The 10,152-nt window shown below is 29.5% G+C and carries 10 protein-coding genes; 9 read left to right on the top strand and 1 reads right to left on the bottom strand.

Annotation, left to right across the window (positions count from 1 at the left end):
• Window positions 1-246: 246 nt before the first annotated feature.
• From J2Z42_RS10800 to J2Z42_RS10770, 7 genes are all read left to right on the top strand, one after another.
• On the top strand, window positions 247-792 hold the full coding sequence (locus J2Z42_RS10800; protein ID WP_209702725.1) for an NADH peroxidase: 546 nt from the start codon (window positions 247-249) through the stop codon (window positions 790-792).
• 462 nt (window positions 793-1,254) lie between these two features.
• Window positions 1,255-2,178 (top strand): ribokinase, encoded by a 924-nt coding sequence (rbsK, locus tag J2Z42_RS10795; protein WP_209702723.1) that lies wholly within the window; start codon window positions 1,255-1,257, stop codon window positions 2,176-2,178.
• A gap of 27 nt (window positions 2,179-2,205) precedes the next feature.
• Entirely contained in the window at window positions 2,206-2,601 is a 396-nt protein-coding gene (rbsD, locus tag J2Z42_RS10790; protein ID WP_209702721.1) for a D-ribose pyranase, read from the top strand.
• A gap of 40 nt (window positions 2,602-2,641) precedes the next feature.
• Window positions 2,642-4,120 carry a sugar ABC transporter ATP-binding protein gene (locus tag J2Z42_RS10785; RefSeq protein WP_209702758.1) on the top strand — a complete coding sequence of 493 codons (1,479 nt, stop codon included), beginning with the start codon at window positions 2,642-2,644 and terminating at the stop codon, window positions 4,118-4,120.
• Between the two features lie 15 nt (window positions 4,121-4,135).
• Complete coding sequence (locus J2Z42_RS10780) at window positions 4,136-5,065, top strand: ABC transporter permease (protein ID WP_209702719.1); 930 nt, start codon at window positions 4,136-4,138, stop codon at window positions 5,063-5,065.
• Window positions 5,066-5,088: 23 nt separating this feature from the next.
• A complete protein-coding gene (gene rbsB, locus J2Z42_RS10775; RefSeq protein WP_501039604.1) occupies window positions 5,089-5,994 on the top strand; it encodes a ribose ABC transporter substrate-binding protein RbsB in 906 nt (301 codons plus the stop codon).
• 110 nt (window positions 5,995-6,104) lie between these two features.
• Window positions 6,105-7,100, top strand: a complete 996-nt coding sequence (locus tag J2Z42_RS10770; protein WP_209702716.1) for a LacI family DNA-binding transcriptional regulator — start codon at window positions 6,105-6,107, stop codon at window positions 7,098-7,100.
• Between the two features lie 110 nt (window positions 7,101-7,210).
• On the opposite strand, the gene J2Z42_RS10765 is transcribed toward J2Z42_RS10770, so the two are convergent.
• Entirely contained in the window at window positions 7,211-8,545 is a 1,335-nt protein-coding gene (locus J2Z42_RS10765) for an Ig-like domain-containing protein (RefSeq protein WP_209702714.1), read from the bottom strand.
• A 158-nt stretch (window positions 8,546-8,703) separates the two neighbouring features.
• Here J2Z42_RS10765 and J2Z42_RS10760 point away from each other — a divergent pair, with 158 nt between their 5' ends.
• Complete coding sequence (locus tag J2Z42_RS10760; RefSeq protein WP_209702712.1) at window positions 8,704-9,525, top strand: YihY/virulence factor BrkB family protein; 822 nt, start codon at window positions 8,704-8,706, stop codon at window positions 9,523-9,525.
• A gap of 134 nt (window positions 9,526-9,659) precedes the next feature.
• Window positions 9,660-10,148, top strand: a complete 489-nt coding sequence (locus tag J2Z42_RS10755) for a PTS sugar transporter subunit IIA (RefSeq protein WP_209702710.1) — start codon at window positions 9,660-9,662, stop codon at window positions 10,146-10,148.
• Window positions 10,149-10,152 lie beyond the last annotated feature (4 nt).

The raw sequence follows: 10,152 nt of genomic DNA, 5'->3' as shown, positions 1-10,152 counted from the left end.
GCGGTTGGCAGACCGTTCAGTGTGCGAGTAGCACCGCCAGTAACATGCCCTTATAGGGCTAGAGCAAACCACCCGTTTTACGGGTGGTGCTGATTTTATTAAATTTTGAAAAAAGTACTTGCAATATGAGAACAAGTATTATATAATAATAATTGTTGAAGGATAAAAAGTAAAAAGTAAAAAGTAAAAAGTAAAAAACAAAAATTATTAAAATTTATTTTATAAAATTAAGGGAGGAAATTTATTATGAAAAAATTTGTATGTACAGTTTGTGGATATGTTTATGAGGGAGATAAAGCACCAGAAAAGTGTCCAGTTTGTGGAGCATCTTCAGATAAATTTGTTGAAAAGAAAGATGATGAGGAAGGTTGGGCTGATGAGCATAAAGTAGGTATTGCAAAGGATGTTGATGCTGAAGTATTACAGGGACTAAGAGATAATTTTACTGGAGAATGTTCAGAAGTTGGAATGTATCTTGCTATGGCACGTCAGGCTGATAGAGAAGGATATCCAGAAGTAGCTGCAACATACAGAAAAGCAGCTGAGGATGAAGCTGATCATGCATCAAGATTTGCTGAACTTTTAGGAGAAGTATTAACAAACGATACAAAGAAGAATTTGCAGATGAGAGTAGATGCTGAGAGAGGTGCTTGTGCTGGTAAGAAAAAGTTAGCTACACTTGCTAAAAAATTAAACTATGATGCAATTCATGATACAGTTCATGAAATGTGTAAAGATGAAGCTAGACATGGAGCAGCTTTTCAGGGCGTATTAAATAGATATTTTAAATAAAATATAAAAGGGGCTACAGCATTAGCATAAAAAATTATGCTAATGCGGCAGTGCTTTTTTAACATTTTATAGAAATTTATATAATGATTTAAATCAAGATAAGCTTGATAACTAAAAAATAACATACTTTAAAAAGCCTTTGCTACTAAGGCTTTTTTTTATTAGGCGAAAAAACTGTCTCACTAATTTTTAAGTGCGACAGCCCCTCTTTTACTTTGAAACTATAATATATTTTGAAATTTATAGATTAATGTAGATATATATAAAATAAAGATTTCAAGAGAATTACATATGAATTTCAAGTAAATCGATTTATTACGTATATTAAAGGTTTACATGAATGTTGAAAAAATTTGGAGATTAGATTATTATTAAAACAACAGCTAAGTAAACCGATTTATTAATGAGAAGGTTTATTTAAACAACGGAAGTAGGCAATTAATGACAGATAGAGGTGATAATATGAATAAAGTTTGTTTTTTAGGAAGCATAAATATGGATGTAGTTATTAAGGTTGATTCAATGCCTAAAGAAGGGCAAACAATATTAGCAGATGATATAAAGAAAAATAATGGAGGTAAAGGAGCAAACCAAGCTGTAGCTGCAAGAAGAAGTGGCGCAGAAACTTATATAATAGGAAAAGTTGGTAAAGATGAAAATGGAAATGTATTAACAAAGGAACTTTTAGATGATAAAATCGATATGACATATGTAGTGAAAGATAATGATAAGCCTACGGGTACTGCCATTATTACTGTTAACAATAATGGAAATAATTCAATAATTGTAATATCAGGAGCGAATATGACAATTTCGCAAAATCAAATTTTAAAAGCTGAATCAATTATAAAAAAATGTGATATATTAGGAACTCAGCTTGAAACGCCTATAGAGGCAGCAAAAGCAGCTTTTAAATTAGCTAAAAAACATGGCAAGTTAACAGTATTGAATCCATCACCTTCAAAAACACTTGATGAAGAACTTATTAAAAACACAGATATTTTAGTACCAAATGAAACTGAAATATTTGATCTTACAGGATTAAAAGTTGATGATATTGATAGTGCTAAAATGGCAGGTGAAAAATTTATTAAAAATGGTATGAAAGCTGTTATCGTAACTCTTGGAGAAAAGGGTGCAGCTATTATTACAAGTAATAATGCAGAATTAATACCTGCATATAAAGTTAAGGCAGTTGATACTACTGCTGCCGGAGATAGTTTTTTGGGGGCATTAGTTTCAAAAATTGATACTAAAAATATGACATTTGAAAACTTAAAAGAAGCTGTTAAATTTGGAAATCAAGTAGCTTCTATAGTAGTTCAAAGAAAAGGAGCACAGCCTTCTATTCCAAGCATAAGTGAAGTTAATGAAATATATAAATAAAATCAATATTTAGGATGGTGATCAAGAATGAAAAAGATTGGGTTATTAAATGGTGAAATATCTGAAGTTATATCAAAAATGGGACATACTGATACAATTGCTATAGGGGATTCAGGACTTCCTATCCCTAAAGAAACAAGGAGGATAGATTTGGCTCTTATAAAAGATATTCCTGGTTTTGTGGAAACACTTAAAGCTGTGTTAATTGAACTTAAAGTTGAAGAGGTCTTTATAGCAAGTGAAACGGAATCCAACAATGTTGATGTTTATAAGCAAATTTTAGATTTGGTAGGTGATGTAAAGATAAATTTTATATCGCATGAAGAATTAAAAGGAATGCTAAAAGATTGTAAGGCTGTAATTAGAACGGGTGAACAAACCCCGTACTCCAATATAATATTAAAATCTGGTGTAGTTTTTTAAGGAGTGATTAAGTGTGGAAGAAAAAAAAGTATCATTAAAAATGACAGGTATTTCTAAGTCATTTCCAGGTGTTAAGGCACTAGAAAAAGTTAATCTTACAGCATATGCTGGAGAAGTAATGGCACTATTAGGTGAGAATGGTGCTGGTAAATCCACTTTAATGAAAATATTAAGCGGTGTTTATACTAAAGATGAGGGTAAGATTGAAATTGATGGAAAAGAAGTAAATATAAAAAATATAAATGATTCTGAAAAAATGGGAATTGGAATAATTCACCAAGAATTAAGTGTATTATCTAATTTAACTATTGCAGAAAATATATTTCTAGGTAATGAAAAGGTTAACAAAATGACTGGAATTATAAATAAAAAGGAAGAAACTGAAAGAGCAAAAAGATTTTTAGATCAAGTTGGATGTAGTGAAGATCCAAATACTTTAGTTAGTGAAATAAGTGTTGGAGAAATGCAAATGGTTGAAATAGCCAAAGCACTTGCTAAAAATACAAACATAATAATAATGGACGAGCCTACTACAGCACTTACAGATGTTGAAACTAAAAAGTTATTTGAGGTAATAAAAAGTTTAAAGGAAAGAAATTTTGCAGTAATTTATATTTCTCATAGAATGGAAGAAATATTTGAAATATGCGATAGAATTACAGTATTAAGAGATGGAAAATTTGTAGGTGAATGTAAGGTTAAGGATGTTAATAACGACAAATTAATAGCTATGATGGTTGGAAGAAAAATAGAAGATCAATTTCCATATAGAAAAGAAAAAGCAGGTAATGTTGAATTAGAAGTTAAAAATTTAAGCTGCACTAATAAAATAGAAAATATATCTTTTACTGTAAGAGATGGAGAAATACTTGGAATTTCAGGCCTTATGGGAGCTGGAAGAACAGAACTTGCAAAAACAATATTTGGAGAATATAAAAAATCAGCGGGTGAAATATATGTAGGAGGCAAGAAAGTTAAAATAAATTGCACTAGAGATGCTATAGATAATGGTATATGTTATCTACCGGAAGATAGAAAAAAGGAAGGACTAGTGCTTGGCTTATCTGTAGGACAAAATATCACCTTAGCTAATATAAAAAAATATGAAAATTCATTAAAAATTATAAATGAAAAATCAGAGAAAAAAGATATAGAAGAGTATATAGAAAAACTTTCAATAAAAACACCAAGCAAAAATCAATTGGTGAGAAATCTTAGTGGTGGTAATCAACAAAAGGTTATTATAGCAAAATGGCTCTTATTATCTCCAACAGTTTTTATAGTAGATGAACCAACAAGAGGTATAGATGTAGGCGCAAAGAAAGAAATATATGAACTTTTAAATGAATTAAAATCTCTTGGAAAGGCAATAATAATGATTTCATCTGACTTACCTGAAATATTAGGCATAAGCGATAGAATAATTGTAATGCATGAAGGACGAATATCAGGTGAATTGGATAGAGAAAATGCTAATCAGGAATCTATTATGAAATTAGCGGTAGGTATTAATAATTAAAGGAGTGAAAAAATTATGAATTTAAGTATAAAAGATAAATTATTAAAAAATAAAGCAATTTTAGCACTTATTGCTCTCTGCATTTTGATATCAATTGTAAGTCCAAGATTTTTAACTATATCTAATATAAGTAATGTATTAACACAAGTTTCTGTAAATGCTATTATAGCAATTGGAATGACATTTGTTATATTAACAGGTGGTATTGATCTTTCCGTTGGTTCGATTTTAGCAATATGTGGAGCTGTTTCAGCAGTGATAGTAAACTCGACGGGAAGTATATTTTTAGCTGTAACAATACCTATAATAATTGGAGCTGCAATCGGTTTATTCAACGGTTTTTTTATTTCAAAATGTAGATTGCAAGCATTTGTAGCAACTCTTGCAACTATGACTATTTTTAGAGGCTTGACATACGTATATACAAATGGAAATCCGGTATCATCACTTACAAATACCTATAATAATATAGCTAATGCAAAAATCGGAATTATACCACTTCCTGTAATATTTACTATAATAATTACAATAATTGCATACTACTTTTTAAATAAGACTAGATTTGGAAGACATCTATATGCTGTTGGTGGTAATGAAGATTCTGCAAGATTATCAGGTATAAAAACTATTAAAATAAAAACAATAGTATATGTTGTTTGCGGTGCAGCTGCTGGATTAAGTGGAATTATAGCAACAAGTAGAATAGGTTCAGCATCACCTAATGCAGGAACTGGATTTGAACTTGACGCAATAGCTTCTGTTGTAATAGGAGGTACAAGCCTTTTAGGTGGTGAAGGAAGTGTACTAGGGACCATAATAGGTGCTCTTATAATAGGAGTTCTAAATAACGGATTAAATTTATTAAACGTTTCTCCATTTTATCAACAGATAGTTAAAGGTGTAGTAATACTTTTAGCAGTTCTTGCTGATAAAAAATCAAAATAAAAAATAAATTAAAATATGGGGGTATAAAAATGAAGAAAAAATTATTAGTTGTTATTAGTGTTGTTGTATTAGTAGTTGGTATGCTATCAGGATGTGGATCAACAAAGGATAATAAAAAGTTAGGAATGATAGTATCAACCCTAGATAATCCTTTTTTTGTATCGATGAAATCAGGAGCAGAGAAAAAGGCTAAAAGTATGGGATATGATCTTGTAGTACTTAATTCTAGAAATGATCCAGCAACAGAAAGATCAAATGTTGAAGATTTAGTACAGCAGGGAGTTGGAGCTATAATTATAAATCCAACAGATAGTGATGCAGTTGCAAATTCAATAAAAGTTGCCAATGACAGTAAAATACCAGTCTTAACTGTTGATAGACAAGCTAATGGAGGAAAGGTAGTTAGCTTTATAGCGTCAGATAATGTTAAAGGTGGAAAGATGGCTGCAGAATTTATATTGAATCAATTAAAAGGCAAAGCAAACATAAAGATAGTAGAACTTCAAGGAACACCAGGAGCCTCAGCTTCAAGAGATAGAGGTAAGGGATTTCATGAAGTTGTAGATAAGAAATCAAATGTTAAAGTTGTTGCAAGTCAGGCAGCCGATTTTGATAGACAAAAAGGGCTTTCAGTTATGGAAAATATTATACAATCAAAACCTGAATTTGATGCTGTTTTTGCTCAAAACGATGAAATGGCATTGGGTGCAGTTAAGGCTTTAAAAAGTGCCAATAAGCATGTTGTAGTAGTAGGCTTTGATGGAACAAGTGATGGTGAGAAATCAGTAAAAGCAGGCGATATGACAGCAACTGTAGCTCAGCAACCAGTACTTGAAGGTGAAACAGCTATTGAAAATGCAATAAAGGCATCTAAAAAACAAAGCGTAGAAAAGTATGTACCAATAAATATCGTTTTATTTAAAAAGTAATATTGTTAAAGGCTATGTATTAATACATAGCCTTTATAGTATTATGTAGATTAATATTATATCTATTGGTAAAATATAATAATAAAGATATAAAGTAGGTGTGATACTAAGTGAAAAAGATAACTATATCAGATATAGCTAAAGAAGCTAAAGTTTCAAAGGCAACAGTTTCTTTGGTTTTAAATAATAAACCTATAAGTGTTAGTGATAAAACTAGAGAAAATATATTAAAAATATCTAAAGAATTAAATTATATTCCAAATAGTATTGCAAGGAGTTTAATTACAAATAAAACTGAAACCATAGGAATAATTCTTCCTGATATTGTAAATCCATTTTTTAGTGAAATAGCTCGTGCAATTGAAGATACTGCTGGAAAATTAAATTATAATGTTATGTTATGCAATTCAGATAACAATGTAATTAAAGAAGAAAAATATACTAAGCTTTTAGTAAGCAAATTAATAGCTGGAACAATATTTATTTCAGGAGGAAATAGTAAAAAGAGCCTTGAAATTCTAAAAGAAAATGGTATTCCTGTTGTGTTCGTAGATAGGTATGTAGAACCATTTAGAGATTATAGTGGTGTGTTTTGTTCTAATAGTGAGGGAATAAATGAAGCTGTTACATATTTATACAATAAGAATATGAAAAGTATAGCTTTTGTAACAGGCTCTATGGAATTAGAAACATCTAAATTAAGATTAACAGCTTATGCTGAAATAACAAAGAAACTTAAGATATATGATAAAAGTTTAATATGTGAAAGTACATATTCTATTGAAGGAGGCGTAGCTGCAACTGAAAAATTATTGAGTTCAAATAAAAAAATCGATGCTATTATCTATTGTAGTGATGTTATGGCTTTTGGTGGAATAAAGGTTTTAAAACGAAAAAAATTGAAGATACCTAAAGATATATCTGTTATAGGATATGATGATATATTTTTTTGCGAATATGTAGAACCTGAGCTTACAACTATAAGGCAACCGATCTATGAAATGGGAAAAGAAGCCTGTAAACTTCTTATAAGTATAATTAATGGTAAAACAGTAAATAAAAAGATAAATTTAAAATCTAAACTAATAATAAGAGGAACAGCATAAAAAATTATATGGAATGGACTTTTTTATTTATTAAAAATGTAGCTAAGTTTGTATAAAAGCAAATTTAACTACATTTTTGTATATTTATATTTTCAATTGTATTTTATTTATTATGCTAAATACATAAAATAAGATATAGGATCTTTTGTTTCCGAACCATATTCTATAGGCCTTGTATGAAGTGCGTCATTATTATATTCATTTCCCTGATTATCACATACATAAGCATAATTGTAGTTTTTAGGATCCAACCATTTCATAAAAGTATAAGTATGGGTTGGTCCACTTCCATAAGAGACAGTAAAGCATATATCTCCTGGAAGAAGATATGAAAGATCAGTTGAAATTTTCCATCCTAAATTTTGAAGTGTAGATGTAAGCTGGTTTGTGTTTGCTGTATAAGTTGGTACATTTACATTTACTCTTCTTAATGCTTCGCTAGCATAATATGCACAGTTATTGCTTGTATCTCCACCATGAAGCTGTATAGCTCTTTGAAGTACATCCTGTCTGTTATTATAATTCATTAAATAATTATATAAGTTTACACCTGTACTCGATTGAGTTCTTTTACTATTTGATATACTACTTACTGGTTGAAATGAATTTATAGTTAAAGTTAAAGTTACAGTTCCATAACCAGTTATTGTTCCAGTATATGTATAATTTCCAGGTGCCTGTGATGTATCTACAGATTTATCCCAGGAAACAGCTACAGAAGTTGTAGTACCATCAGACATATTTGCATTTACTGTAGTAGGCAGACTATAATCTTGCCACTGATTTATAGATGCAGTTAAGTTGTCTATGGATTTTATTACTGGAGATGTAGTAAAATTCAATAAAGTTGGATTTGAAAGCTTTTTTCCGAATTTAGAAGTTATAGTATCAGAAAATGTGAGGTTATATTGATTTTGTGGATCAAGAGTAATTAAAGGTACTATTGATACAACCTGATCAAAATTGCTGCCTGTCATTCTAATTGGAACTTCTTTATTTGTACTTTCATCAATTAGCTTTATTTTTCCATCTAAAGATTGAATATCTACAGGTTCACTGAATCGTATTTGCCATACCTTATCTACAGGAACATTATCCTTTCCAACTATATTGTTATAGTCTCCATTATTGATAATTGATGAGGAATTAACTCTTTGTGGAGTATCTGTTGTTGTTGACTTAGAACTATTATCAGCAGATGTATTTTTTACATTGCTTGCAGATACGCTTGCTTCTGCACTAGAATCATTATTATTTGTAATTTGAGAAGTACTTGATAAAGTTTTCTCATTATTATTTTTTGATAAATTGGATTGAACAATTTTGGATGATTCAATGGAAGGCTTGTCTGTATTGCTTGTAGCAAATACAATACTGTGACTTGATAATTGAGTTATAGCACATATTCCACAAAAGAGTATTAAATTTTTTGTGAAGTTTTTCATTTTAGACCCCCTTTGGTTGTTTAGTATATAATTATTTTAATCTTTTTTTTGTTAATTTTCAACAGGTTATATTGCATTTAGTAAATTTTCAGTATATATTTTGTAATATAAAGATAATATTATAAATAATGTAATTAATTATAAAGGTGGATAAATTTATGAAAAATATTTTATATAATTTAAAGGAAGTTGCAATAAGATTTATAAAAGATGATATTATGGCATTGTCTTCTCAACTGGCGTACAGCTTAATATTTTCATTTTTCCCATTTTTAATATTTATGATAAGTCTTATAGGGTATATTCCAATAGAAAGTGGAGATTTAATTACAATGTTAAATGGAATACTGCCGAGCGAGATTCTAAAGCTTATGAATGAAACTATTTTAAATATAGTAAATGTTAGAAATGATAAGACATTGTTTTTAAGTCTGGTTTTTACGATATGGAGTGCTTCAAGTGGATTTCAGGCAGTAATAAAAGGTCTTAACAAGGCATATGAAGTAGATGAGGATAGGCATATAAGCAAAATATACATGATATCAATATTGTGCACTTTAGGAATCATTTTAATAATGTTAATCACTATATTACTTTTAGTATTTGGTGCATTACTTGGAAGATTTTTAATGTGGAAGTTTAACCTTCCTGTTGAATTTAATTTTATATGGAATGTTACAAGATATATAATTATACTTTTATCAATAAGTATCATATTTGCAGCACTATATAAATATACTCCAAGTATTAAACTTATGTGGTATCAGGTTATTCCAGGAGTTGTTGCGTCTACTTTGAGTCTTGTACTGGTATCTATTTGTTTTGCTTTTTATGTTAACAATTTTGCAAATTATTCACTTCTTTATGGGAGCATAGGAGCTGTCATAGCTCTTTTAACGTGGCTTTTTATTTTATCTAATATAACAATAATAGGCGGCGAAATTAATGCTTCAATATATAAAAATAAAAACCATTTTTAAAAGATATTGACAATAATTTGTTGACAATATATAATACTTAAGAAGATATTGAATGATAATAGGTATAAGTTTGACTTATACCTATTATTTTGATGATTATAGTACAAGTTTCAGTTTTAAGGGAGATATTGGTTATGATTAATTTTTTGAAAAGGAGTTTTCAGTTAAGGGCTCCTGTGGATGGTGAAATTGTAGATTTATCTGAGGTACCTGATGAAATATTTGCAAATAAAATAGCAGGAGATGGTGTGGCAATTAAACCTACTGGAGATACTATAGTTGCACCGGCAAACGGAATGCTATCTGTTATATTTAATACAAATCATGCTTTTGGCATGGTACTTGAAAATGGAGCTGAAATTATGGTACATATAGGAATAGATACTGTTGAATTACATGGAGAAGGCTTTGAAAGGCTTGCTCAACAAGGAACAAAAGTCAAGATGGGTGATCCAATTATAAAAGTTGATAGAAACTTTATAGAAGGCAGAGGTTATTCACTTATAACACCTATGATTATAACCAATCTGGATATTATTAAATATATAGAGTATAGTAAATTGAATTCCAATGTAAAATCATCAAAAGATCCAGTGATATTTTATAAAATTAATAAAAACTAAATAT

This window comes from Clostridium algifaecis (genome assembly GCF_017874415.1).
In the GTDB taxonomy this organism is placed as follows: domain Bacteria; phylum Bacillota; class Clostridia; order Clostridiales; family Clostridiaceae; genus Clostridium_B; species Clostridium_B algifaecis.
Note: the sequence above shows the minus strand (reverse complement) of the source record. Positions and strands in the feature narration are given on the sequence as shown.

Bases quoted from the DNA above. Each gene is read 5' to 3' on its own strand.
- J2Z42_RS10780 (WP_209702719.1), top strand. From the start codon at position 4,136: ATGAATTTAAGTATAAAAGATAAATTATTAAAAAATAAAGCAATTTTA.
- J2Z42_RS10765 (WP_209702714.1), bottom strand. From the start codon at position 8,545: ATGAAAAACTTCACAAAAAATTTAATACTCTTTTGTGGAATATGTGCT.
- J2Z42_RS10785 (WP_209702758.1), top strand. From the start codon at position 2,642: ATGACAGGTATTTCTAAGTCATTTCCAGGTGTTAAGGCACTAGAAAAA.
- J2Z42_RS10760 (WP_209702712.1), top strand. From the start codon at position 8,704: ATGAAAAATATTTTATATAATTTAAAGGAAGTTGCAATAAGATTTATA.
- rbsK (WP_209702723.1), top strand. From the start codon at position 1,255: ATGAATAAAGTTTGTTTTTTAGGAAGCATAAATATGGATGTAGTTATT.
- J2Z42_RS10755 (WP_209702710.1), top strand. From the start codon at position 9,660: ATGATTAATTTTTTGAAAAGGAGTTTTCAGTTAAGGGCTCCTGTGGAT.
- J2Z42_RS10800 (WP_209702725.1), top strand. From the start codon at position 247: ATGAAAAAATTTGTATGTACAGTTTGTGGATATGTTTATGAGGGAGAT.
- rbsD (WP_209702721.1), top strand. From the start codon at position 2,206: ATGAAAAAGATTGGGTTATTAAATGGTGAAATATCTGAAGTTATATCA.